Here is a 24,135-nt window from a genome sequence, read left to right on the forward strand (position 1 = left end):
ATACGACTGAAAGCTGGTGCATCCGAAAGCCATATATGCTATTCGGTCGTCGAATAGCCAACACGTTGGTCAACAGCAACAACAGCTGTTAATCAAAAGCAGAAGTTTTGAAGACGCGACTTCACTCTTGTCGCGGACAGACGAAATTGTTTTCATCGGTTTCATTATCTTTTATAGTTCCAATTATTAATTGGTAGGAGTTAGCACCTTATCCTGGTGGTGACAGGTTGCTAGAGGTTCTCCGAGCCTATTCTCTCCCCTCTTCTGTATAAAATCAATCTGGTGGGAATTGATTTATCTACTAAATCGATAGACAAATGTAGCCTACATGCGGAAATATCCAAACACAGTAGTAATATTTTTTTATTGTTATGAAAACATCGCCATCAAGCACTTCGAGCTTCTACCTTTTTATGTAATTCACACGAATGCACTGTTGTTCAGACATGGGCACTTTTTATTCGCTCAGTAATGTGCGGGAACTTAGTCAGGAAGCATTTCATAACATATCTTTGAATTCTTGTATTCGCTCCACGTTGCGTTCAGGATAAGTTATAAACTATTCTCGTGAACGGGTTTCACAACGCAGCGCAGAAGACAAATCAGAATCGTCACAACAATTACTTCAACAACCTTGAGACACTTTTTCCTCCTAATCAAATCAAGTCAACTTATGCTTCAACGGGTGTTGGCACTCCTACTTTTTGCTGTGGCAACGTGTTGTACGGGTAAATCAGGCCTATCCCAGGAACAGCTTGCTGAATATGAAAAGCAGATCAACGATTGGCATGCCCATCGCATTGAGCAGGTAAAATCGCGTGACGGGTGGTTGAATCTGTTGGGGTTGTACTGGCTGGAGCCAGGCATAAATACTTTCGGAACAGGTGGTTCAAACAAGATTGTGTTTCCGGATAGCACTGTCTCCGAAAAAGCCGGATACTTTCTTGTCGTGGAAAATAGAGTTGAGGTTCACTTAAATAAAATCGCTGATGCACGTATTAACGGGAGGGCTATTCAGAATGAAGTCGTCTTCAATTCGGACTCTACCAGGCAGCCACTTATGGAGAATGATCGTGCGGCATGGACAGTCATTCGTCGCGATGGAAAATTCGGCGTCCGCGTACGGGATTTAACCATGAAAGGTCTTAATTCGTTTCATGGCGTCGAACGATTTCAGATCAATCCTGCCTATCGGATCGAAGCCAAATTCCAACCCTCAGTGGGCAATACGATCGATATCACGAATGTCATAGGGCAGACAACGGCGCAGGCGTCGCCGGGTACGTTATCTTTTAAGTGGCAGGACGAGGAATATCGTCTTGATGTTCTGGAAGGCGGAAAGTCAGAATATTTTATCATCATAGCTGACGAAACGAGCGGCAGGGAAACTTACGCCGGAGGACGATATCTATACGTCAGTCATGAAGATCCAAACGGCAACATTGTACTCGACTTTAACAAAGCCTACAATCCACCTTGTGTCTTTACGCCCTACGCAACGTGCCCCCTGCCGCCTCGTCAAAACGTTCTGCCATTCAGCATTTATGCCGGCGAAAAGAACTACAATCACGAGCTAAATGCTGCTGAGTAAACACGCAGCACTTTTTTATTGACCATGTTCCAGAAACGCTAATACGTGGCGCGCATATTCATCGGGTCTCTCGACCATCGGCAAATGTCCGCATTCGTCAATGAACCTGACTGTTCCGTTTGGTAGCAAGTCATGAAACTGCAGCGCAACCTCCGGCGTAGTGATCTTATCTTGCAAGCCCCACACCAAAAGAATAGGTATCTTAAGTGTACGAAGAAAGCTTCTTACATCAGTTTCCTGTGATGATTGCGCAAAGTACTTCACATGAAGTCCATTGCTGGCCGTGTTCATCGTCTGATAGATGCTGTTCACCAGGTGAAACGAAGCGAATTTGTTTTCGTAGAATACTTGTTGGATTTGATTCCGGATTGCGGAATAGTCCAAACTATAGTCTAAGTTCTCGGAAATACCTGAGCTTCCCGACAACACGATGTGATCTACGTTTTCGGGATATAAATCTGCATAGCACAATGCAACTTGTCCACCAAGATCAGTACCTACCAACGTAACATTGCTAAGCTGATGCCATTCAATAAATTCATGCAACGCAGAAACCAGATTTTCAACGTTTGTTCTAAAGATAGATTCACCAAAGAAAGGCAACCGCGGCACCACGACGCGATATTTGTACTGTAGCGACTGAATAGCCGGGCGCCACATTGCAAGATTTCCAAATAGTCCGTGAAGCAATATCACAACAGGACCAGAACCTACATCCATGTAGGCCTGCGTGTAAAGAGGTTCCCGATATGTACTCATGGTCAGAACGGCCTACTCAACGTATATCCATCTCCACCGGTGTAGACCTTAGCAAGCTTTTCACGATACTCACGTTCAAAGGATATCATTCCCTTAAGATGAGTTCTGAACGAAAACTCCTGATTGATCCATGTCGTCACCTTCCCTAAGAACCTTATAAGCTCCGCCTGATTCACCTTCGATATGGTAGCATCAAAAGTTCTCTCCTCTTTATTGTAGGCAAAGACAAACTCTGGAAGGCGATGGAACTCAAGTAGTCCCTTGATGAGTACGAAATCCCGTTGGTGCAAGTTGCGAACTTCAAAAACTACTTTCAATCTGTCTCCATATTGCAGCTGCGATACGGAATTGAAATATGTACCTTCAAAGAATGTTGAATCAATCTCTGCCTTAGCCGAAACTTGAAGTTCTCTTAGCTCTTCCTTTACGGAATGAATTGTAAGAGGTGTCGATTGATTAGCATATATATTCAAGGCGTGGCCCGTAGTCCACGCAATTGCTGACTTTGTCATGTTGATAAGAAATTAAGATTGTTGTTAATGTGTGTGCGCTCCTGGCGCTAATTGAATTTTGCAGCTGCTAACAACAACAACACTTGATTACTCTGAGGGAATTTTCGTAGTTCATTTTGTAAGTATTTATATCTCCTTTGAGAAAGGCAGAATGATGCACCTTGCCCTTCGGCAGGTTGCACTGGGATCAGCGAGTCTGCTCTCTACCCCAAATCTTTATAAATCCTTACAAAGCTAATTCTTTTATCTACCAAATCAATAGGCATTAGGAGTATTTTTTCTGAGAATTGATCAAGCCCTTATACACTCCTAAAAATCAACTATTTACGCCTCACTGGTCGCTGATGTCGGAGCTTCAGCAGGGTCCTGACAAGAAGGTCAACGTCGCTGCAGGTGTTATAAAATGCAAGTGAAGGACGTACAGTCGTTTCCTGACCGAAACGTCGAAGTATGGGCTGTGCACAATGATGACCGGCCCTCACAGCAATACCTTCCTCGTTTAAAGCCTTTCCAACTTCATCCGTGCGATAGCCTTCAAACACAAACGACAGCACACTTGCCTTCTCGTTCGCCGTACCAATCATTTTTAATCCGGGCACATCCCTCATCAAAATCGTTGCATACTGCAGAAGATATGTTTCATACTGATGAATTGCTTCCATGCCAAGTCTTGTCACATAATCAATGGCGGCGCCGAGCCCGACAGCGTCTGCGATATTTCCTGTTCCGGCTTCGAATCGCGAAGGAGCTGGCTGAAATTTTGTGTCTTCAAAAGTAACGTCAGCGATCATATTTCCTCCACCCTGCCAAGGCTGCGTTTCGTTGAGAAGTGCTTCTTTACCATATACAACACCGATGCCGGTTGGGCCAAACACTTTGTGTCCGGAAAATACAAACCAGTCACAACCCAGGGCCTGCACGTCGACGGGCATATGCGAAACAGATTGAGCTCCATCAACAAGGACGCGGGCGCCCGCAGCGTGGCCCATATCAACAATTTGCTTTGCAGGAGTAACAGTTCCCAATGCATTGGACACTTGAGTGAAAGCAATCAGTTTTGTTTTCGGCCCGAGAAGCCTGGCGTATTCGTCTAACAAGACCTGCCCTGAGTCATCAACAGGAATGACGCGAATCTTTAATCCTTTTCGCCACGCCAGCTGTTGCCACGGAACGATGTTGGCATGATGTTCCAGATGACTTACAACAATTTCATCACCCTGTTGGAGAAATTGATCGCCCCAGCTTTTGGCAACAAGATTAATCGCCTCTGTAGCTCCGCGTACAAATATGATCTCATTGGGCGATGCTGCATGAAGAAATTGCTGGACCTTTTTACGCGCTTCTTCGTATGCGTCAGTTGCACGCGCTGCTAACGCGTGGGCTGCACGGTGAATGTTCGAGTTCTCGTGCGCATAGAAGTAGCTGATCCTGTCAATTACCTGCCTGGGCTTTTGCGTGGTCGCGGCATTATCAAGCCAAACAATAGGTTTTCCATTTACACGCTCCTGCAAGATTGGAAAGTCTTTCTTTACCAGGTTGGCGTCGAACGGCGGGGGAACCAATCCCGCACGGTCTTTTGCTCCGAGGTAAGTACCGCTCAAATTTCCCTGGCCGTAACTTAAGCCGGGAAAAGAATTCATAAAATAAAAAGCAGGCTCAGTCAAACCATCGGATGGGCTATGCGGGAAGGAACCATGCGAAGGAGAATTAAACATCCTGCTGACATGTTCCTGCAGCTCACCTTCAAGCGAAACATTTGAAAAAGGAATATCAGAATTATTAAGACCGACCGGTGCTGACGAATACGTAGTGGCCGCTGTTGGACTTATCCCAAGTCCAGGCATTGAAGGCGGAACTATTGGAGGCACCTGGAACGGAAAGCTCTCAAAACCGGCTTGTCCCTGACGAGAATTCTCTGGAGGAAATCCCCAGTTTTGATTTTGAAATGAATAGGAAGAGTCTTCTGAAATTCCACGTCCTGCCAATGAGCCGGGAACAACTCCAGGTGTACCTAAATGGGGATCCACATGACTGGTCTGCGGATCGTTTATGTTAAAGTTCTTGCCGTGCTCAGTCACTGAAGGCGATACACCGCTTCCGGCAACCGAACCCGGGACTACACCGTGAGTAGTTGTTTTGGTATCAGGAAGGGTTTGAGGCAACGCAGCCCCAAACTTGTTGGCCTGAGTTGCTTCAGGCGATATGCCGCTCCCGGCTACTGACGACGGCACGGGTTGTTTATCACCAAAGTGTGGGTCGTGCAGGCTTGTTTGTGGCTGCCGCACATTCACTCCATTTCTTTCAGCAGGCTGATAAGTATCCGGCGATGCATTGGGGCTTGCCGGGATAGCCGCAGCACGCTCGGAAGACGCGGTATCAGTTGCATTTTGTTCCTGCCACAATGAATTCAGCATGGCCTGCAACGCCCTCTCATCCGGCACGCCAATATCGCTAGTATTTGTACTCATAGAAATTGCCTGTGTCTACATCATCAAGGACTGCAATCGCGTCATCCACTAGCACAGCCAATGAACAATAAAGCGATACGAGATAAGAGGCAATAGCCTTATCGTTGATGCCCATGAAACGAACAGACAATCCGGGCGACTGTTCACCGGGCAGTCCAGGCTGATAAAGTCCGACAACACCCTGGCGGCTTTCTCCAGTTCGAAGCAGGAGGATCTTAGACTTACCATTCTCTATATTCACCTTGTCACAGGGGATTAATGGAATTCCACGCCACGTTATAAACTGAGAACCGAACAAGGAAATTGTTGGAGGTGGCACGCCGCGACGAGTACATTCCCTTCCGAACGCCGCGATAGTGATAGGATGCAGCAGGAAAAAAGCAGGCTCTTTCCACACTTTTGTTAATAGCTCATCCAGATCGTCTGGTGTTGGCGGCCCTTTTCTTGTTTTGATTCTTTGAGAAGGAGCAACGCTATGCAGTAATCCATACTCCTTATTATTAATCAATTCACTTTCCTGTCTCTCCTTAACCGTTTCAATAGTCAGGCGCAGCTGCTCGCTGATTTGATTATAGGGCTTACTGTAAAGATCCGACACGCGAGTATGCACATCCAACACCGTGTTGACGGCACTGAGATTATACTCGCGGGGATTCTCGATGTAGTCCACAAATGTCTGAGGCAGTTGCCGTTCATCTCTGCCAGAACAATCTACTGTTACCTGACTGGCATCCTTGACCTTGTTTACGCGGTATACACCCGACTCCACTGGAATCCAGCTCATCAACCGGGTGAGCCACCTCGGGGTGATCGTGGACATTTGAGGTACTGTGCGTGTGGCTATAGCCAATTGCCGCGCTGCTACATCGCCAAGCGCGGTTTGATTCCTGTTTTCGTCTGCCATGATAATATTCTTTAAGGGGCTTTATACTCTTTGCTCGGTGGCTTAAGATAGTAAATTGTGCAGTGTACCGCGATATTAATTTATCTTCAATTGGTCTTTGTTTGTTCCTGGCAGACCAATCAAAACAGTCGCCAAAATTCCCAGGCGATCATAGGTAGCTTCACTCAGTCCTTTCGTACAACAGTCGCAAGTACTGTTTCCTCCATTCGAATGCCTCAGCACTAACTGCGATCAACATCAGAAGCGATGCCTGAAATGGCACATTACCTACAAAAGCCGATAAGGAAGCTGCCAGAAGAATTAAGCGGGAGAACTCAATGTAGTAGATCCATCGACGCTGTTGTAACAGTGCACCGCAATTCACAAGGGTTATTAAAATAAGCAGAACAATAATTGTTCTGTCCACCAGTGAATAAAAGTCAAAGAACAAAGTGAAGAAAAACAAAACACAAATAGCGAGAAACAGCTGCGCATTTACGTATCTGGCAACCCGCAATGGTACGGGTGCTGCCTCGAACGGAGGAACAAATTTCCTTTCCAGCATCGGCCTTATACGTTGGTCCATGAGTTCCGGCGATCCAAATAATATTCTTAATCCGTCACTTATTCCACGCGACATGCGCACGGCATAAAACAGTTCAGCAAAATAGTGCACATGCTGCCATATGAAACTAAAACTCTTCAATGGATGAGTCAAGCCATATCGGGGTTCCTCGTCTTCAGCCTGGAAAGTGCCAAACATCTTGTCCCAAAAAACGAACAGGTCACCATAATTCTTGTTAAGATATCTTTCGTTGGAAGCATGATGAACACGATGATGAGACGGTGTAATTAACACAAGCTCGAGCCATCCCAAACGCGTCACCATCTGCGTGTGCGTAAAGAATGAATAAGTGCCGTGGATGATGAGTGTTACTGTGACCATTTCCGGCTTGAAGCCTGCAAGAGGAAGAATGCACCAAAACAAATTCCGGACAATCGCCTGGACCGTGGTTATTCTTGCCGATACAGTATAATTGAACTCTTCACTTTGGTGATGAACGACATGAGCCGCCCAGAAAAGATTAACCTCATGTCCAAAACGATGGTACCAATACCAAACAAGGTCAGTTGCAAGAAGCAGAAACACCCACACATACCACGTATCGGGCACACGCCAGATCGCGAACTCCTGATACACCCATCGAAATAACCCAAGGAAAGCTGCGGTAAGGAATAAGTTAAGCAATCGCTCAGCAACGCCAACGCTGATATTTACTACAGAACTTTCATACTGAAATACCGCCTTTCTCCTCTTGACTGCTGCGAAATATTCCAGGCCAACGAATACGAAAAAAGCAGGTATGGCAAATGCCGAATAATTTAACTTATCCCATATATGTCCCATACTCGAATGTGTTTGCGGTAAGTACTTCGCCACCACACAAAGCACCTCCGCAAACTCTAAATCAAACCCAATGGAACAAAAGTATGGGTTTGAATGTTACTTAGCAATAATATCTATCGAATTAATAGACTTTGTACTTGTTATGCTATTCAATCGTTGGCAGGCCACATATAACTGATCCACCAATTTTCTCTATTTTCGTAATAGCGAACTCTGCTTATCATCTACCTATACTCTAGTTTATGCTTTCAAGAAAATGCCAATACGCCCTGCATGCCCTCACCTATCTTGCTGACCTAAAGGAGGATGAATCTGTGACCATAGGTGAAATTGCCAAGGCGAAGAATATCCCGAAGAAATTTCTAGAGGCCATCCTGCTCGACCTGAAAAACTCAGGGATCTTAGGCAGCAAGAAGGGGAAGGCTGGCGGGTATTATCTTATCAAACCTGCAAATCAGGTGTCAATTATTGAAGTGATCAGGCACATAGATGGAGCTGTTGCTATGCTCCCCTGCGTATCACTTAATTTTTACGACAGCTGCGGAATGTGTGAAGATGAGCATACCTGCCGGATCAATCATCTCTTTGGGCAGGTGCGCGACGCAACGCTAAAAATTCTCACAGCCAGTACCGTAGCGGATCTCGCCAACACTAACAGGAAAATAAACGCTTAAAATAATAACGGCGCTCCGTCGGGAGCGCCGTCCTTTATAAATGAGTTCTCAGTTCGGTATAACCGTGAGTCAGTTCACAGCTTTTCTGAGATAGACGTTACCGTACTTGGATTCAAATGCATAGTGAGGGCCGCTTCCAGGTTTCGCCGAGACAGCAAGGTGAAAGTTCTTTTCACCTGAACCTCCAGTGAACCTCGTGTCAAAATTCGTATAGATCTCACCGAAGTTTGTTTCGGCTTCCACCAATCCAATACTCTTTTCTAACAATGCTGCGTCGACTCCTCCGTAGGTCGCCTCAACAGCCAGAGGTCCGTCAAAGCTCTTTACTTCAACCATTCCATACACTGATTCAACTCGGGTAGTTGCACCTTTGGGAACCTTGATATCTACAATGATCTCCATGTCGACACCCATTGATACCATTTCAAAGCTACTGCGTCCGGTTTCCTGCTGGTACTTAGTGTAATCAGCGTGCGTGCGGAAAGTGATCTTCTGTCCTCCATCGATAATAGTCGTTCTCTTCGGCAGGTTCTTCATGTCGCGGATGTGATTGCGTACTGACACAGTACCTCCATCTGTAGACGTCGATAGTTCAAAGGCTCCGTCACTTTCTCCGGAATTAATGCTCACGGAGGCATGGACGCTTACTTCATTCTTGTCCCAGGTTGTTACGCGGATAAGTTCCGGATAGTCAAAGTGAAGTAAAATATTCTGTCCTTTCTGTACCGGCAGTGTCTTATCGACCATTGTCTGTGCGCGTGTAGCCCATACGATGCTAAGCGCCAGCATGAGAATTATTACTCGCTTCATAGGCGTAGGGATTATTTTCCGTGCTCGGCTTGCACCATGAGCACGGAATGTTTGAACTTATTTTTTGCGCAGGTAAATGTTGTTGTGCGTCGAGTTGAGATTAATCTCAAGACCACCACCGTTGATTTTACCCGTGAAGTTGTCGCTGCTATACTTTTTCAGGGTACCGGCATTTGCACCTTCGATCTCAAGTTTGAATGCAGGATCTACGAAAATCTCACCGTAAACTGTGCCCAGGCGCATGGTAGCCTTTGTAGCAAGCGGTAACGCAACGTCTACGTGCCCATGTACCGAGATTATTGAAACGGGCGCCTTGATGTTGGCTGCAAGACTGGCGTCTATGTCTCCGTGTACGGTTTTGATCGTCATCGGTCCGCTTACATTTTCAAGGTTGACCCTGTTATGCACAGTTGAAACTTCAATTTCTCCTTCTACATTCTTGAACTCTACCTCTCCTCCATAGGGCGACGAATGTTGATACGACACAACCACACCTTTAGGAACTTTAATCAGTACTTCCGGGCCATCGGTGCGCTTCATTTGCTGTAACTCAATTTTGTCTCCTTTGTCTTGTACAGACAATCCTATTCCAGTATTGTCTTCCAGACCCTCGCGATTTACTGAACGAAGGCCCTCGGCTCGTACGTCACGGTCAGCTTTGCCACCTTTCGTGGACAATACAATTTCATTACCACTGTATCCTTCTACTGTTACATGGTTTACTTCTTTAATCTCGAGCCGTCCGCTACTCTTGGGTATTTTGTACTCCTGTGCCCTTACGGCAGCTATAGCAAAGCAGGCGAGAATAATTGTCAATATGCGTTTCATGTGTTTGTTGTTACTCTGTTAGAAATGTTACTCTTTGTTTATTGCATTATGTAGTCACTCGTCAGCGACGCAGGCCGGCCCGTATTGTCGCTTGAATGTTCTTACTCAGGATAATTTTAGCAGTCCTGCGTGCGCCTCATCTTTTACCGCGGGCAGCAGGCTGTCATCAGTAGTGATTTGTTCCAGTTGTTTTTTAAGACCCTGCGCACGCATATCTACCAACAGCCTGATAAGTGCGATCTGAACTACAGGATCCTTTTGTGTGGACAGAGCAGAGATGAGTGCCTGTCTCACGTGCGGCTGGTCATTAAACTTGGCCAGCGCCTCGATGGATGCAAGTCGGACATTTGAATTCTCGTCTTCATTCATTGCCTTAATCAGTGCTTTTATGATGTCAGCGTCGGCATGCGCGATATCATTATATGCCACAGTAGCACCCATCCATCGCTGACTTGCCGAGTTTTGATTATTTAGCAAGTCCATCATTTGCTTCTTAGTCTTCAGTATCTCCTCTTGCGCGGCAGCAAGTTGAGCCGCGTGTTCTCGTTGCTGATTAATGACAAAGCCAACTGCACCTGCCACTGCCAGCAAAACCACGGCGGCTGCCGCACGATAGAATGTTGGCGTAAGCCATACTGTCTTGCCTTTGTTGCTGCCAGCAAGTTCTGTTTGAAGAGCGTTTTCAAAGCTAGCCCTCAATCTCGCGCTTGGCTCCAACTGTGAGGACCTGTTCATTGCCTGCATGACTTCTTTTAACTGCTCATACAACTTATAGGTCTCGTCACTGCGTTGAAGGTGCTCCTGCTCGACCATGCGTCGCTCTTCAGGACTTAATTTCCCGTCGATGTAGTCGATCAGAAGGGTCTCCAATTTTTCTTTATCCATATCGTCAATTCGCGACTAGTGTCGCTTTGAAAATCCTTTTTAATTAAACTCTCTTTCAACAAGAGTGCCTTTACACGAAGATTTGTCGAGGTCAAATCTTCTCCATTTCAAAATAGAATTCGCGAAGCTTTCCTATTGCCCGATGCACCTTAACCTTGATATTGGCTACGGTTGTATCCATAATCGTTGCAACTTCTTCATACTTCATGTGCTGAAAGCGTGTCAGCACCAGAAGCTCGCGTTGTTCAGGATCCAGCCGGGCCAGGCTCTTGTGCAGCAGCTCTTCGCGTTCGTCCATCATCTGTGTGTCGTCGGAGTCGGCCATAATGCCTTCTATTTTTTCAACATCAATAAAGCCGCGCCGCTGGTTCTTCACGTCCTGGTAGTGATCGGAAAAAATGTTCCTCGCCACCTGATAGATCCACGATTGAAACCGCGCTCCCTCACGATACGAATTCCGGTATTTGATCATGCGCACGAACACATTTTGTGTCAGGTCTTCCGCCACGGTTCTATCCATGGTCATACGTGCAAGGAAATTGAAAATCCGTTTGTGATACCGCTCAAAAAGCAGGGAAGCTTGCTGAAGATCACCGTTTTTTACGGCCTCCATGATCATTTCATCGGTCATTCCTTTCAGCGCTTTTTTGTCGATTTCTGTGTTATCTACAAGGCCACCTGTAAAAGGTTACAGGACAGATAGAAAATTGATACGAATTGCCTCAAAAGGCCGAAATTGATGCACCAGACCCAATATTAGTCCCACCTGACTCTCATCTGCTTGTCATTCTTTTTGAAATGCGAAGGAATCGACTTTAGAATGGCATCGCGCAACTTGGTGATCAGCATCTCTTTCGCGAACCCTGAATGAACAGCGATACTCACCTCCCTGACGGGCTCCGGCGACAGAAAATGTTTAACGTGTTTACTCTTCGTGTTAACTGACAATTCAGGAATCAGCGTGTAGCCATAGTTATTGTCAACCATGGCCTTCAATGTCTCAAAAGATCCGCTTTGATAATTTAACTGATGATGGCTCGACTTTCCTTTCGCTGAGCATAGATTTTCAACCTGACCCCGAAAGCAATGCCCTTCTTCGAGCATCAGCAGATTATCATATGTAAGTGACTTCAGGTTGATTCGCTCCTGCTGATAATATTTTAGCTTTTCGGAAGTGTAAAGCAGAATCGGTTCATAGAAAACAGGAATCTCCCGGATCTCCTTGTCATCAATCGGTGTCACAAGGATCGCCAGATCAAGACGATTGGTTTTTAAATAACGGATGATATCGTCAGTCTGCAGTTCAATAACAGTAAACGAAGTTCCAGGATTCTTTTCGAGAAACTCATTCAGAAACCTTGGTAGCAGGTAAGGCGCCAGCGTTGGAATTACGCCAAGGCGGAACTCGCCTTCCAAAGATTCCTTTTCATTCTTAATGAAATCTTTGAGATTGCGGATCTCCTGAAGGATCTGACGCGCCCGGGAAATAATCAGTTCGCCAGATGCAGTCGGCTTTAACGGCTGGCTCTTGTCAAAAATCTTCACGCCCAATTCAGCCTCCAGCTTCTTCACCATCATACTGAGCGTAGGCTGTGTAACGTGACAATGTTCTGCTGCCTTCACGTGGTTGCGATGAATGTCAAGAGCGACGATGTATTCAAGCTGTTGCAGATTCATTGGTAGAAAAGATTAGACACGATCAAACGTCCTTAATTGAACCACTAGTAGCATTAGGCCCGGCAATGCTTCCCGCGAGTCCTCATAAATCCGGTTAATAATGCAATACTAAAATATTGACTCTATTTATAGCAACAATAATTCACGATCAGTCCGGCGCCCATTACACCTAAATCGGTCATGCATCGCCCCGGCATTGCCAGGCGATGTCTGGCGGCTTTCATGTTCGCAACTTGTGCTTTGCAGCATCGAAACATGCTCGGTGTATGTCCGATGCATATTGGATACAAAGCCGATATAAAGCCGATTTGACTCGATACAAAGTCGAGTTAACATCGATGAAGCCAGTCCCATTCTGGGAAACAAAAAATGGTCTATTCTTTCTCAGCATGCTTGAAAATTGATGATGGATTCAGCATCAATATTGACTTGCCTGCTCCTTAATTTTAGGCTGATTTCACCACCGGAGGCATCCATTCTCAGGGTTTTCCCTGATACGCCTAACCCCCAATCTCGTAATTTCATTCCCACTCTATGTCAACTCGTGCGTTCCGGCTGGCACCAATCACCGCAACCTGATATTTTAGCTAAACGATGACTTAGACATGCGTTCGCAATTTTTTAAGCTAACACTCCCTCAACGGCTTGCGCTTATTCTTGTCTTCCCTCTGATTACGGTTCTGATACTCTCCATCTGGACCTTCAGACATCATTTGGAAGGTAAAACGCTGGCCCTAATTGCTTTGATCCTCATAGCAGGAATCAGTGCCGCTATTGCATTGCTTCTCGTCCGAAAGGTGATCCGAAGCATCAGAACCGTGAACATTACTGCAAAAGAATTATCGAGTGGCAATTTTGAAGGGCTATCACGCGCCAACGGATTTCTGGAAACGACTGAAATTGGAAATCACCTGGATCTCGTTCGCCAGGATGTGGTTCGTCAAACGGCCTTCGCTGAAAAAATACGGTCCGGCAATCTGGATGCTACCTATGCAATCCGTCACGAACAGGATGTATTAGGTAAGGCATTGCTCGACATAAAGTCAAATCTCATCTCCATCAAGCAAGAAGATGAGCAAAGGAACTGGGCGTCTGAAGGATTGGCTCGCTTTGTCAACGTACTGCAGTCCTCGACGAATCTTAAGGCAATGTCTAACGACATTATTGTAAACCTTGTTCGCATTGTTAAAGTAAATCAGGGCGCCATATTTCTCTTAGCAAAGGATCCATCCGGACATGAATACCTTGAAATGCAGGCTTGCTATGCGTATAGCAGAAGTAAACACCTTACTCAACGAGTCGAATTTGGAGAGGGCCTGATCGGTCAGGCTTTTCTTGAGCGTGAAACTACCTATCTCAGGGAAGTACCTGACAATTTCATGAGGATAACCTCCGGGCTGGGCGACGCCAATCCGCGCTTTGTTCTGATTGTTCCCCTACTCATGAATGAGAACATTGTTGGCGTTCTCGAACTGGCTTCCTTCAAGGACTTTAGTAAACACGAAATTGAGTTCGTCGAAAAGATAGGTGAAAGCATTGCGTTCACGGTGTCATCCATACGTACTGCCGAACAAACGCAGACGATGTTAAAAGAACTGAACGAGCAAACTGAACAGATGCGCGCGCAGGAAGAAGAACTGCGCCAGAACCAGGAAGAGCTGCAGGCCACACAGGAAACAATCAGCAGAAAATACGACACTCTGTTCAAGAAACTGGGTGAACTAAACTATCAATCCAAGTTTGATCAGCTTCGTTCAATCACTTCCACAAAGAAGCGCAACGTTGAATACTACTTCGACATCATCAGAAACCAAATCGATACTTTTTCGGAAGACCGAATGGTACTGCATGCGATGAAAAAATTCAGGGAAGCATTTTATCAGTTTGAACCCCTTTCAGAAGAACGCCGTGAGATGCTGAAGAAAAGCGTCACTGATTACTACGACACTGAGTTCATGCCGCGGCTTCAGGAAAACATTCGCACGGACGTTTCGTCCAGTCATTACCTTCCGGCTGATGACCGCGCACTGATCCTTCAACACGCATATATTTCATCTAACCCCCACCCTACCGGGAAAAAGTCAAAACTAGATGCAGCTGACGACAACAGTGCATATAGTCAGGTGCACCAGGTTTATCATCCGCTGCTTAGAAATTTCCTCGAGAAGTTCGGGTACTACGACATATTTCTCATTGATGCTTCAACCGGTGACATGATCTATAGCGTGTTCAAGGAAGTAGACTTCGCGACATCACTGCTTACCGGCGTCTACAGTTCCACCAACTTCGGGCGTGTTGTAAAGGAAGCTATTGATTCAACTGAACATGATTTTGTAAAGCTCATCGATTTCGAACCATACGATCCATCGTACCACGCACCAGCATCGTTTATCGCCGCACCCATATATGAGGGTGAAGAGAAGATCGGCATCCTTGTATTTCAAATGCCAATCAATAAAATCAATCAGATCCTCACAGGCAATAATAAATGGCGCGACGACGGGCTTGGAGAAAGTGGAGAAACCTTCATGGTCGGAGATGACTATAAGCTTCGGTCTATATCGAGACCATTAATTGAAGACCTGGAAGAACATATCGTGTCGTTGCAACGCCTCATGTATGCGCCATCTGTACTTCAGCAAATCAGAAAAATGGAGACCAACATATTGCTTGAAGAGGTTCGGCAGGAATCAACGACGCTGGCTCTTAAAGGTCAAACCGGATTCAGGATTGAACCAGACGCAAGGGGCGTTCAGCTCCTGTGCAGCTATGCACCTCTTGAAATTTCCGACGTTAGCTGGGTAATCATGTCGTCTATGACTGAGGCGGAGGCATCCGCACCCATCAATAGCCTGCGTGACTCGTCCGACTAAACAGGTCGCGCAGCAATATCAGGCGATCCATTTCAATGTTCCCGCCACTCTTTCACCGTGAATAACTCCATTTAACCTGCAAATTCAAGATGTAGCCCTTAAATAGCGCAACCTTCGGATAAGGTTGATCATCTGGCTTCATATGAATGTATTGGTTCGCTTAGTTATTTTTTCGGTCGTGGGATTGTTTTTCAGCTCTATGTGCACGGTTTGTGCGCAGCAAACTGAAGCACCCCGTCCGGAGTTCAACAGAAACAAAGTAAGCCTTTCCATAACGCACACTCACGTTCCAACCGGTATAAACGAGAATGGCCAAAGCAGTTGGCTGATGCTTCCTAGCTGGAGTCTCGACTACGATTATTCATTAACAGATAAATGGGGAGCGGGTCTGCATACTGATCTTGTCATCGAGGACTTTCAATACGAAAAAGAAGAAGGCATCATTTTAAAACGTTCAAAGCCATTTTCAATGGCGCTGGTAGGTACTCGTAGATTCGGAGAGCACATTTCCATATTCGCGGGTGGCGGCATGGAAGTCGCTTCAGAGGGTACGTTAGGACTCTTCAGGCTTGGTGGTGACTGCGGATGGGAAATACCCAACGACTGGGAGCTCTCGCTGAGCCTCGTTTTTGATTTTAAAATTGATAACTACAACGCGTGGGTGCTGGGCTTTGGAGTTGGCAAAAGGTTCTAGGATCAATTGCAACACGACCTTAGTAAACTCTGCTATTTTCTGGCCAAACCTTTCGTCGCAGGCTTCTCACTATTAGTCACCTGGTCAGCGAGCTCCTTAAAGACCACTCACTGGGGGCTTTCCCAAACCTCTTCTTAAAAGAACTTGAGAAATGTGATAAGCTTTCAAACCCCAGGTCAAGGTAGATCGCCGATGGTTTCTTATTCTTGCTCTCGATAAGGTTCCTTGCTTCAGTAAGTCGTTTTTCCTGCAGCCACTGCCTCGGTGCCATTCCGAACATCTTTTGAAAGTCTCTCTTGAAACCCGCAAGACTTCGCCCAGTAAGCTCGGCAAACTCAGCGACAGGAATATTGTATTGATAATGGCTTAGCATAAACCTTTCCAGGTCGATCTTATGAGGTTCAGAAAAATCAAACAGCAAATTGCGCAACTGGGGCATTGTGTGCAGCAACAATTTCACCGCTTCCTTCACTTTGAGAATGCCTAGCTCAGCCGTTAGCTTTCTTTCAGCGTCCCGCGCATATGGTATCACGGACTGGAAGTATCCCCTCAGAAAATCATTGGCCGGTATCAGAACATTACGAGGTCCAACATATTTCTGCTGTAGTTCACTGTGCTCCTCCAATGCAATCTTTCGAAGCAGATCTTCCTGCAGTGAAATCACAATGGTCTCGTAATATTCATCCGGCTCTGGAGTCTTGGTGATTTGTCCCAACTGATTTCTTCCAATCAACAGCATCTCACCCTTGTTCATTGAAACTTTATGTTCGGATGTCTCCAGCATAAAATTACCCGAGACCAATAGCACAAGCGTGTGATTGCTGAGGAATCCCACCTTCTCCTTTCGTATAGTTGAATTATAAGAATAGAATATTACTCCCGGCACTATCTCATTTGGATTCGTCATGGTGTAAAGTTACGAAACAAACACGCCCGCGACGACGATCTATCTCTGCAGATAGGTACTACCCAGGATTGCTCCTGGTGCGAAGTGTGCATCAAGGGCATGCAACTCGTCAGAAGTGAAATTGATTTGCATAGCTTTCATATTCTCAGGTAGACGTGATCTGCGACTCATGCTAACCAATGGCATAATGTGATCCCCTTGAGTGTTTACCCAGGCAATAGCCAATTGTGTTGGTGTGAATCCCTTCGCAGCGGCCATTTGCTTCAGCAGTTCAACCTTCGCAAGATTCTTCATGAGATTTTCTCCTTTGAAACGCGAGAAATGACTCTGATAGCTCCTGGTTGGAAGAGGAGCCTTCATATCGCCTGTAAGCAACCCTTCGGCTGTGTTTGCAAAAGCCACAACACTAATTCCCAGTTCCTTCGCTGCAGGCAGGAGATCGCCTTCTATCTGACGGTCGGCTAAAGAATAGCCTATCTCCAGTGCAGAAACCGGGTACACACTGTTTGCCTTACGAAGCTGATCAGCCGTTATTTCAGAAACACCGAGGTAACGCACCTTGCCCTCTTTTATCAGGTCTCCTATCGTTCCTATCACGTCTTCGGTCGGGACGCTATTGTCCAGCCGGCACGGCTGATATAGATCAATAGTATCGATGCCTAAACGCACCAAAGAATAATTAATGAAATTTCTGATAGCGATTGGACGCAGGTCGAGGCCAAGCCAGTGCCCGCCGTAAAAGATTGCTCCAAACTTTACGCTAATGAACGCCTGTTCTCTTCGTCCCTTGATTGCCTTTCCTACCAGCAATTCGTTATGGCCGCTTCCATAAAAGTCACCCGTGTTCAGAAAGTTAATTCCATTGTCCAGGGCCATCTGAATCGTAGCAATACTTTCACTCTCTTCATTATTCGTCGGTCCCCACGTCGGTGACATACGCATGCACCCTAGTCCCAGTTTGGATACGAGTGGTCCGTTGTTACCAAGGCTTATTTTTTTGATTGCTGTTGTCATGTTGTTCGCTATTGATTTATGACAACAAAGATCAGCGTAAGCTATTTTTTGAGCTTTCGTAAGCGGCTCAATTTATTTGCCTGGGCGGCTCAATATTCCATGAATGAATGGAGGCGGAGAGCTGCATTGCGTCGCATAAAAAAAAGAGATTGTCCACTACGAACAATCTCTTTGCGTCGGGGCGACTGGATTCGAACCAGCGACCTCTTCGTCCCGAACGAAGCGCGCTACCGGGCTGCGCTACGCCCCGAACTCACCTCAGTAAAGCCTCGCATCTTGAAATTTTATCAATATTAGCGAAGGCGAAAAGGTCAACCAAAGTAGCGATTTCGAATAATGCCCACAACTGCAAAAGGAGAATGCAATCCCCGACATCGATCCCCTTGATAATTTCGTACAGGCATTATTAATGACCCTCTTCTTCTTCGCTGTTCTTGATTTTCGATAGTATCGCATAAGCACCTTCAACTACCACAGCAGCCGTGCCTTTCGTCTCTGGAAAGGTGACTTCTGTAAAACCAAGTTCACTGCTGCCAGTTTGTATCTCCACCATCTCAAAGTGATGTAGCTGTCCGTTCTGCTTTTCATTTTCACTCGCAGTAGCAGTGTCGTTGGGAACAAAAACATATTTCTTTCCCTTAAAATCGACAATCGCTCCGTCTGGCAGCGCGGGAACCTCTACTCCCCCAGCCTCCACGATGGCTTTCAGGTACATGCCCGGAAGAAGATTAGTATCCTCTTTATCAATGTGACAGTGTATGCGTATAGTTCTGTCGCTGCCAATTTCCCGACCAATAAGATATACTGTTGCAAAGCGCTCCTTATTTTCATTTGTAAGGGTGAAGCGGACCTTCTGCCCTATCTTGATCTTTGGTACATCCCGTTCAAACACGATAAGCTCTGCATGAAGGTGTTCAGTATCTACGATTTCAAACAAGACATCCGCAGGGTTTACGAACTTTCCAATATTAACATTTACCTGGGTAACGTACCCGCTAATGGACGAATAAACATTAGCCGTACTCGTAATATCTCCGCCTGAAAGTTTGTCGAGATCGATATTGAGCAGACGAAGCTTCGCAAGAAGGCCATTCTTCTTGGCAAGCCAGCTCTGATACGTCGCTTTCGATTGCTGCAGCGTCTTTGTAGAATTTACATTCTCGGAAGACAGCTGTTGCTGTCGCTCATAATCTGCCTTCGAAAACTCAAACTGCGTAAGTGCCTCAAGGTAATCCTGCTGCAACTGGATATATTCTGTATTCTCAATGACAGCAATTAGATCACCCTTTGAAACCCGTGAACCCTGAAGCATCGATGTACTCTTTAGAAAACCTCCAAAAGGTATTGACACACTCACCTTCTGCTGAGGTGGAACATCCAGCACTCCATTGACCTTGATAGTACCACTGATCACCTTGTGCTGAACACCGCCCAGCTTTATGCCGGCCATTGCCAGTTGATCATCGGAAAATTCTGCAACATTAACTTCGTCCTCATGCTGAACTTCTGCAGTCTTTTCCTCTTGCTTATTACAGCCCGTTAGAAGAAGAATCCCAAGCAGAACGACAAAAAGGTATTTATATATGAGATGTTTCATTATAGTGCATTATTGATTGTTGTTGGATCCAGCCAGAAACTCCAGATAAATAATTGACTGGTTTACGTCGTTTAAACTAATGAGGAAGTTCTCTCGAATCTGTATGGCACTTCGCGTCGACAACAGAAACTCCATGTAGTCAATCTCGCCATTGCGAAAAGCGAGTTCGGATTGCTTCAAAATCAGTTCCGCATTCTGCAATGCAGCAGTCTGATAATACGCAAGGCTGCTCTTGCTCTTCGCGTACTGCTGAATCGCCTGTTGCCATTGCCCTTTCAGTATGGTTTGATTGTATTCGTACACAGAGCCGGCGCGCTGCTCGTTAATAGAGGCCGCCTTTACTTTCGCCGATTGAGGTCCAAACCATAGCGGCACCGACAGACCAATCTCAAATCCCTGAAAGCGGTCGCTGTGTGTAGCCAGATCTCCATTGCTGTTGGCAGGAGTACCGATCAGTGTTTGATTAAAATAGCCTACAAGGATGTCGGGCAAAAACTTCGCACCGGCAACCTTTCGCTCGGCTTCAGCTATCTCTGTCTGCTGTTTCAGGAACGCAAGCTGCGGATTATGCTTCAACAAAACTGTGTCTGCATTAAGATCGAACTCCCTTTCCTGAAGGATCTCGTTTGCCGCATCCATGGGCATTCCATTGTTGATGAGTGTCCCCAGAAGTTGCTGGTATATGGTAACATCCGCTCTCGTTTGGTTCAATTTGTTCGTGACTTCACTACTTTGAGTCTCCGCTGTAGTCTTCTCCAGCAAATTGGTTTCACCGGCACGATAACGGGCATCTGCCGCCCTGGCAAAGTTCTGGTAGATGCTGTCCTGCCTTCTAAGAAGAGACTCCTTTGCTTTCAGATAGACAAGTTCGTAAAAGGCCTGTTTTACCTGGTACATCAATTCGTTCTGCACCGTTGATTTATGAAGTTCGCTTCCCTTGATCAACGATTGATTGAGTTTGCTCTGCGTTGCAAACACAGTTGGAAACGGAATACTTTGAGAGATTGTAACGTTGTTATCGTCCTTCGCAAAGCTGTTGTATTGGCCGCGCATATAGACTACGTTCGTCTTGCCAATATCGGTTGACGTTCTCTTCAGCTGACGTTGGTATTCAATACCCAGGTCCGCGGCCTGTATGCTCTTGTTAATTTGAACGGCCTGATTCATGGCTTGTTCAAGAGTAACTTTTTGGGGCTGCGCCGCTACGAGTTGCCCACAAAAGATCAGGGTTGCTGCAATGAGGTATCTCATAGGTCACATCTTTATGGTGTCGTTAATTCGATTAATCAATTCAAATGGAAGAGATGTACGCTTATCATCCCGTTGCTTCAGTACACCTGATAATCCGCTCACCGTAATGAGCAGAAGGATAATCGCAGTTGTGCGTGATCTGAGTTTGAAATGGAAGCGTTCAAAATAAATATACAGGCAGGGAAGTACGATCAGCGTGAGTACAGTAGAACTTACCAATCCTCCGATAACCACCGTTGCCAGAGGCTTCTGAACCTCAGCACCGGCACTGGTAGCCAGGGCCATGGGCATGAATCCGAGCGATGCTACCGCCGCCGTCATCAACACAGGACGCAAACGAACTTCGGTACCTTTTCTCACAATCTCATAGAGATCAGTCATTCCGTCCTTCCGGAGTTTATTAAACTCAGCAATGAGAACGATACCATTTAATACTGCAACTCCAAACAGCGCGATAAACCCAACTCCTGCTGATATACTGAATGGCATGTCACGAATCACCAATGCCAGCACTCCTCCGACAGCTGCCATCGGAATAGCCAGAAAGATGAGCATCGACTGTTTAAATGATCCGAACGTTAAATAAAGAAGGACGAGGATCAGAAACAGTGCAGCTGGTACTGCGATCAGGAGTCTTGCCTGCGCCGCCTCAAGGTTCTCAAACTGTCCTCCGTACGTGGCGTAATAGCCCGGAGGAAACTTTACTTGTTGTTCAACCTTCTGCTGAAGTTCTTTCACCACAGATGCAACGTCGCGGCTACGCACATTGAACCCGACAATGATCCTCCGTTTCGCGTCCTCCCGCTGGATCTGGTTAGGTCCTACTTTAAATTCAACCTCGGCAAGCTGCTTCAACGGAATCTGATTCCCCGTTGAAGTTGAGATAAAGATGTTTCGTACATCATCTATGCTCTGCCTGCTTTGTGATGAAAGCCGAACGGAGAGTTCGAAGCGCTTTTCTCCTTCGTAAACAACACCAGCCACCTGCCCCGCAAACGCCGTATTGATGACCTGATTGATCGTCTCAACGTCAAGTCCATTCTTGGCTACCTCATCGCGATTGATTGAAACTACAATTTGCGGAAGGCCCGTCACCTCCTCTACATACAGATCACGGGCACCGTTCACAGTAGCAATAACTTTTGCAACCTTCTTTGACAGCCCTGTAAGCATCTCGAGGTCCTCTCCAAATATCTTCACTGCAACGTCCTGCCGGACACCAGTCATCAATTCATTAAAACGCATTTGAATTGGTTGCTGAAAACTGAACGTAACGCCTGGAAGCAACTCAAGTGCTTCGGCCATCTTGTCGGCCAGCTCCTCCCTGTTTGATGCCTTTTTCCATTGACTTTTATCTTTCAGAATTACGATCACATCGCAGGCCTCAATAGGCATAGGATCGGTAGGAATCTCAGAAGAACCAATTTTCCCAACTACCTCCATTGCCTCGTCTGGAAATTCGCGAAGCAGAATTCCCGCAGCCTTGGAAGCCATATCGGTTGTGTATGAAAGACTACTGCCCGTTAGCGTCCGGGTTTCAACAGCAAAATCACCTTCCTCAAGAGTAGGCAAAAACTCGCCACCCATTTGCGAAAACACAACAACACTTCCGACGAACAACGCTACGGCTATCCCCACTACAACGATCTTACTCTTTAATGCAACATCAAGAACGGGCTTATACATACGATGAAAGAACTCCACCATCCTGTCAGAAAAGGTTCTCTTGTGCTGAGGTTCTTTACTCAGAAAAAGTGAAGACATCATCGGCACGTATGTCAACGACAGAATAAACGCTCCCATAATCGCGAACCCCACCGTTTGCGCCATGGGCTTAAACATCTTGCCCTCCACTCCAACCAGCGCCAGAATGGGCAGGTACACAATAAGAATTATGATTTCACCAAATGCTGCTGAGTTCCTGATTGCAGAAGCTGATTGATACACCTCAACATCCATCTCCTGCTGCGTAAGCCTCCGTCCGATATTTCGCATTCCCAGATGATGCATAGTTGCTTCTACGATGATCACAGCGCCGTCAACTATCAAACCGAAGTCTATCGCGCCAAGGCTCATGAGGTTCCCCGATACACCAAATACGCGCATCAACGAAACAGCAAACAGCATGGCCAGAGGAATAACCGATGCAACGATGAGACCGGCTCTGAGGTTTCCGAGGAAAAGCACCAACACAACAACGACGATGAGTGCACCTTCGATAAGGTTCTTTTCAACCGTACCAACGGCCCGCTCAACAAGTTTGCTCCTGTCAAGATAGGCATCGATCGTAACGCCTTCAGGCAACGTCTTTTGTATCTGATCCATCCTGGCTTTCACTCTGTTGACAACAGCGTTGGAATTCTCGCCCTTCAGCATCAGCACAATCGCTCCTACAACCTCACCCTCTTCGTTATATGTCATCGCTCCATACCGCGTTGCATATCCGTAGCTGACAGTCGCCACATCCTTAATGAGTATGGGTATACCGGAGTCTGTGTTCCTGACGACGACCTTGTCTATATCGCCGAGTGAATTAATAAGACCTTCGCTGCGGATAAACCAGGCGTTGGGTTTCTTGTCAATGTATGCGCCCCCAGTGTTCTGATTGTTCTTCTCCAGCGCTTTGAATACATCTGATATCCCTAAGTTGAAACTCCGAAGCTTATCTGGATCCAGCGAAATTTCATACTGCTTAAGATATCCACCAAAGCTGGCGACATCCGCGACTCCTGGAGTTCCCAGTAATTGCCGTCGTACGATCCAATCCTGAATGCTGCGCAATTCCATGGCATCGTACTTCTTCTCATATCCTTTCTCAGGTCTGATGATGTATTGATAAATTTCGCCCAGCCCTGTAGTGACTGGCCCCAGCTCCGGAACGCCTACACCTGGTGGAATCTGCCCTGCAGCGATAGAAAGCCGTTCGTTAACTTGCTGACGCGCCCAGTAAACGTCTATCTGATCCCCGAACACTATCGTGACAACGGAGAGACCAAATCTCGAAAAACTCCGGATCTCTTCGATCCCGGGAATCGTGGCCATAGTTTGCTCCACCGGAAACGTTACGAGTCGTTCTATGTCCAGTGCCGATTGAGATGGTGCAACCGTTATGATCTGAACCTGATTGTTGGTAATGTCCGGCACCGCATCAATGGGAAGCCTGGTGATCGAATATATTCCCCAGGCAACTAAGGCGACCGTTGCAAATCCAACAATGATCTTATGCTTTATTGAATACTGAATGATCTTGTCTAACATAAATAATTAATGATGATCCCGACTGGATTCTTAAGCAGTTGTCGGT

At 46.3% G+C, this 24,135-nt stretch carries 19 protein-coding genes, 1 tRNA gene and 2 riboswitches; of the genes, 4 read left to right on the forward strand and 16 right to left on the reverse strand.

Annotated features, from left to right (window positions below):
* Positions 1-168 precede the first annotated feature (168 nt).
* A riboswitch (SAM riboswitch) is annotated at positions 169-275 on the reverse strand.
* A gap of 398 nt (positions 276-673) precedes the next feature.
* Complete coding sequence (locus WBG78_RS11295; RefSeq protein WP_337326532.1) at positions 674-1,591, forward strand: DUF1684 domain-containing protein; 918 nt, start codon at positions 674-676, stop codon at positions 1,589-1,591.
* A 15-nt stretch (positions 1,592-1,606) separates the two neighbouring features.
* On the opposite strand, the gene WBG78_RS11300 is transcribed toward WBG78_RS11295, so the two are convergent.
* The 5 genes from WBG78_RS11300 to WBG78_RS11320 form a co-directional block, all read right to left on the reverse strand.
* Positions 1,607-2,350 carry an alpha/beta fold hydrolase gene (locus WBG78_RS11300; RefSeq protein ID WP_337326533.1) on the reverse strand — a complete coding sequence of 248 codons (744 nt, stop codon included), beginning with the start codon at positions 2,348-2,350 and terminating at the stop codon, positions 1,607-1,609.
* Between the two features lie 2 nt (positions 2,351-2,352).
* Positions 2,353-2,862, reverse strand: a complete 510-nt coding sequence (locus WBG78_RS11305; RefSeq protein WP_337326534.1) for a hypothetical protein — start codon at positions 2,860-2,862, stop codon at positions 2,353-2,355.
* 123 nt (positions 2,863-2,985) lie between these two features.
* Positions 2,986-3,087, reverse strand: a riboswitch (SAM riboswitch).
* 95 nt (positions 3,088-3,182) lie between these two features.
* A complete protein-coding gene (locus tag WBG78_RS11310; RefSeq protein WP_337326535.1) occupies positions 3,183-5,330 on the reverse strand; it encodes a family 2A encapsulin nanocompartment cargo protein cysteine desulfurase in 2,148 nt (715 codons plus the stop codon).
* On the reverse strand, positions 5,314-6,234 hold the full coding sequence (locus WBG78_RS11315) for a family 2A encapsulin nanocompartment shell protein (protein WP_337326536.1): 921 nt from the start codon (positions 6,232-6,234) through the stop codon (positions 5,314-5,316). Before WBG78_RS11315 ends, WBG78_RS11310 begins: the two co-directional genes overlap by 17 nt.
* Positions 6,235-6,394: 160 nt before the next feature.
* Positions 6,395-7,621: a sterol desaturase family protein gene (locus WBG78_RS11320; protein WP_337326537.1), complete on the reverse strand. Its 1,227-nt coding sequence runs from the start codon at positions 7,619-7,621 to the stop codon at positions 6,395-6,397.
* Positions 7,622-7,863: 242 nt separating this feature from the next.
* Here WBG78_RS11320 and WBG78_RS11325 point away from each other — a divergent pair, with 242 nt between their 5' ends.
* A complete protein-coding gene (locus tag WBG78_RS11325; RefSeq protein ID WP_337326538.1) occupies positions 7,864-8,295 on the forward strand; it encodes an RrF2 family transcriptional regulator in 432 nt (143 codons plus the stop codon).
* Positions 8,296-8,364: 69 nt separating this feature from the next.
* Here WBG78_RS11325 and WBG78_RS11330 read toward each other — a convergent pair whose 3' ends face one another.
* From WBG78_RS11330 to WBG78_RS11350, 5 genes are all read right to left on the reverse strand, one after another.
* Positions 8,365-9,105 (reverse strand): hypothetical protein, encoded by a 741-nt coding sequence (locus WBG78_RS11330; protein WP_337326539.1) that lies wholly within the window; start codon positions 9,103-9,105, stop codon positions 8,365-8,367.
* A gap of 57 nt (positions 9,106-9,162) precedes the next feature.
* The gene (locus WBG78_RS11335) at positions 9,163-9,933 is read right to left on the reverse strand and encodes a DUF4097 family beta strand repeat-containing protein (protein WP_337326540.1); all 771 of its coding nucleotides are present in this window, start codon (positions 9,931-9,933) and stop codon (positions 9,163-9,165) included.
* A gap of 105 nt (positions 9,934-10,038) precedes the next feature.
* A complete protein-coding gene (locus tag WBG78_RS11340; RefSeq protein ID WP_337326541.1) occupies positions 10,039-10,818 on the reverse strand; it encodes a HEAT repeat domain-containing protein in 780 nt (259 codons plus the stop codon).
* Between the two features lie 91 nt (positions 10,819-10,909).
* On the reverse strand, positions 10,910-11,449 hold the full coding sequence (locus WBG78_RS11345) for an RNA polymerase sigma factor (protein ID WP_337326542.1): 540 nt from the start codon (positions 11,447-11,449) through the stop codon (positions 10,910-10,912).
* Positions 11,450-11,574: 125 nt separating this feature from the next.
* Positions 11,575-12,495, reverse strand: a complete 921-nt coding sequence (locus WBG78_RS11350) for a hydrogen peroxide-inducible genes activator (protein WP_337326543.1) — start codon at positions 12,493-12,495, stop codon at positions 11,575-11,577.
* 605 nt (positions 12,496-13,100) lie between these two features.
* Between WBG78_RS11350 and WBG78_RS11355 the strand changes: the two genes are divergently transcribed.
* Complete coding sequence (locus WBG78_RS11355; protein ID WP_337326544.1) at positions 13,101-15,368, forward strand: GAF domain-containing protein; 2,268 nt, start codon at positions 13,101-13,103, stop codon at positions 15,366-15,368.
* A gap of 142 nt (positions 15,369-15,510) precedes the next feature.
* On the forward strand, positions 15,511-16,062 hold the full coding sequence (locus WBG78_RS11360; RefSeq protein ID WP_337326545.1) for a hypothetical protein: 552 nt from the start codon (positions 15,511-15,513) through the stop codon (positions 16,060-16,062).
* Positions 16,063-16,138: 76 nt separating this feature from the next.
* Here the strand turns inward: WBG78_RS11360 and WBG78_RS11365 are convergent, their stop codons facing one another.
* The 6 genes from WBG78_RS11365 to WBG78_RS11390 form a co-directional block, all read right to left on the reverse strand.
* Entirely contained in the window at positions 16,139-16,969 is an 831-nt protein-coding gene (locus tag WBG78_RS11365; RefSeq protein ID WP_337326546.1) for a helix-turn-helix domain-containing protein, read from the reverse strand.
* Between the two features lie 39 nt (positions 16,970-17,008).
* On the reverse strand, positions 17,009-17,983 hold the full coding sequence (locus tag WBG78_RS11370) for an aldo/keto reductase (RefSeq protein WP_337326547.1): 975 nt from the start codon (positions 17,981-17,983) through the stop codon (positions 17,009-17,011).
* Positions 17,984-18,159: 176 nt separating this feature from the next.
* A tRNA-Pro gene (locus tag WBG78_RS11375) sits at positions 18,160-18,233 on the reverse strand.
* 156 nt (positions 18,234-18,389) lie between these two features.
* The gene (locus WBG78_RS11380; RefSeq protein ID WP_337326548.1) at positions 18,390-19,580 is read right to left on the reverse strand and encodes an efflux RND transporter periplasmic adaptor subunit; all 1,191 of its coding nucleotides are present in this window, start codon (positions 19,578-19,580) and stop codon (positions 18,390-18,392) included.
* A 9-nt stretch (positions 19,581-19,589) separates the two neighbouring features.
* Entirely contained in the window at positions 19,590-20,831 is a 1,242-nt protein-coding gene (locus WBG78_RS11385) for a TolC family protein (protein WP_337326549.1), read from the reverse strand.
* Between the two features lie 3 nt (positions 20,832-20,834).
* Positions 20,835-24,089, reverse strand: a complete 3,255-nt coding sequence (locus tag WBG78_RS11390) for an efflux RND transporter permease subunit (protein ID WP_337326550.1) — start codon at positions 24,087-24,089, stop codon at positions 20,835-20,837.
* Between the last annotated feature and the right edge of the window lie 46 nt (positions 24,090-24,135).

The sequence above is a fragment of the Chryseolinea sp. T2 genome (assembly GCF_037203685.1).
Taxonomy (GTDB): Bacteria; Bacteroidota; Bacteroidia; order Cytophagales; family Cyclobacteriaceae; genus Chryseolinea.

Bases quoted from the DNA above. Each gene is read 5' to 3' on its own strand.
- WBG78_RS11295 (WP_337326532.1), top strand. From the start codon at position 674: ATGCTTCAACGGGTGTTGGCACTCCTACTTTTTGCTGTGGCAACGTGT.
- WBG78_RS11300 (WP_337326533.1), bottom strand. From the start codon at position 2,350: ATGAGTACATATCGGGAACCTCTTTACACGCAGGCCTACATGGATGTA.
- WBG78_RS11305 (WP_337326534.1), bottom strand. From the start codon at position 2,862: ATGACAAAGTCAGCAATTGCGTGGACTACGGGCCACGCCTTGAATATA.
- WBG78_RS11310 (WP_337326535.1), bottom strand. From the start codon at position 5,330: ATGAGTACAAATACTAGCGATATTGGCGTGCCGGATGAGAGGGCGTTG.
- WBG78_RS11315 (WP_337326536.1), bottom strand. From the start codon at position 6,234: ATGGCAGACGAAAACAGGAATCAAACCGCGCTTGGCGATGTAGCAGCG.
- WBG78_RS11320 (WP_337326537.1), bottom strand. From the start codon at position 7,621: ATGGGACATATATGGGATAAGTTAAATTATTCGGCATTTGCCATACCT.
- WBG78_RS11325 (WP_337326538.1), top strand. From the start codon at position 7,864: ATGCTTTCAAGAAAATGCCAATACGCCCTGCATGCCCTCACCTATCTT.
- WBG78_RS11330 (WP_337326539.1), bottom strand. From the start codon at position 9,105: ATGAAGCGAGTAATAATTCTCATGCTGGCGCTTAGCATCGTATGGGCT.
- WBG78_RS11335 (WP_337326540.1), bottom strand. From the start codon at position 9,933: ATGAAACGCATATTGACAATTATTCTCGCCTGCTTTGCTATAGCTGCC.
- WBG78_RS11340 (WP_337326541.1), bottom strand. From the start codon at position 10,818: ATGGATAAAGAAAAATTGGAGACCCTTCTGATCGACTACATCGACGGG.
- WBG78_RS11345 (WP_337326542.1), bottom strand. From the start codon at position 11,449: ATGACCGATGAAATGATCATGGAGGCCGTAAAAAACGGTGATCTTCAG.
- WBG78_RS11350 (WP_337326543.1), bottom strand. From the start codon at position 12,495: ATGAATCTGCAACAGCTTGAATACATCGTCGCTCTTGACATTCATCGC.
- WBG78_RS11355 (WP_337326544.1), top strand. From the start codon at position 13,101: ATGCGTTCGCAATTTTTTAAGCTAACACTCCCTCAACGGCTTGCGCTT.
- WBG78_RS11360 (WP_337326545.1), top strand. From the start codon at position 15,511: ATGAATGTATTGGTTCGCTTAGTTATTTTTTCGGTCGTGGGATTGTTT.
- WBG78_RS11365 (WP_337326546.1), bottom strand. From the start codon at position 16,969: ATGACGAATCCAAATGAGATAGTGCCGGGAGTAATATTCTATTCTTAT.
- WBG78_RS11370 (WP_337326547.1), bottom strand. From the start codon at position 17,983: ATGACAACAGCAATCAAAAAAATAAGCCTTGGTAACAACGGACCACTC.
- WBG78_RS11380 (WP_337326548.1), bottom strand. From the start codon at position 19,580: ATGAAACATCTCATATATAAATACCTTTTTGTCGTTCTGCTTGGGATT.
- WBG78_RS11385 (WP_337326549.1), bottom strand. From the start codon at position 20,831: ATGAGATACCTCATTGCAGCAACCCTGATCTTTTGTGGGCAACTCGTA.
- WBG78_RS11390 (WP_337326550.1), bottom strand. From the start codon at position 24,089: ATGTTAGACAAGATCATTCAGTATTCAATAAAGCATAAGATCATTGTT.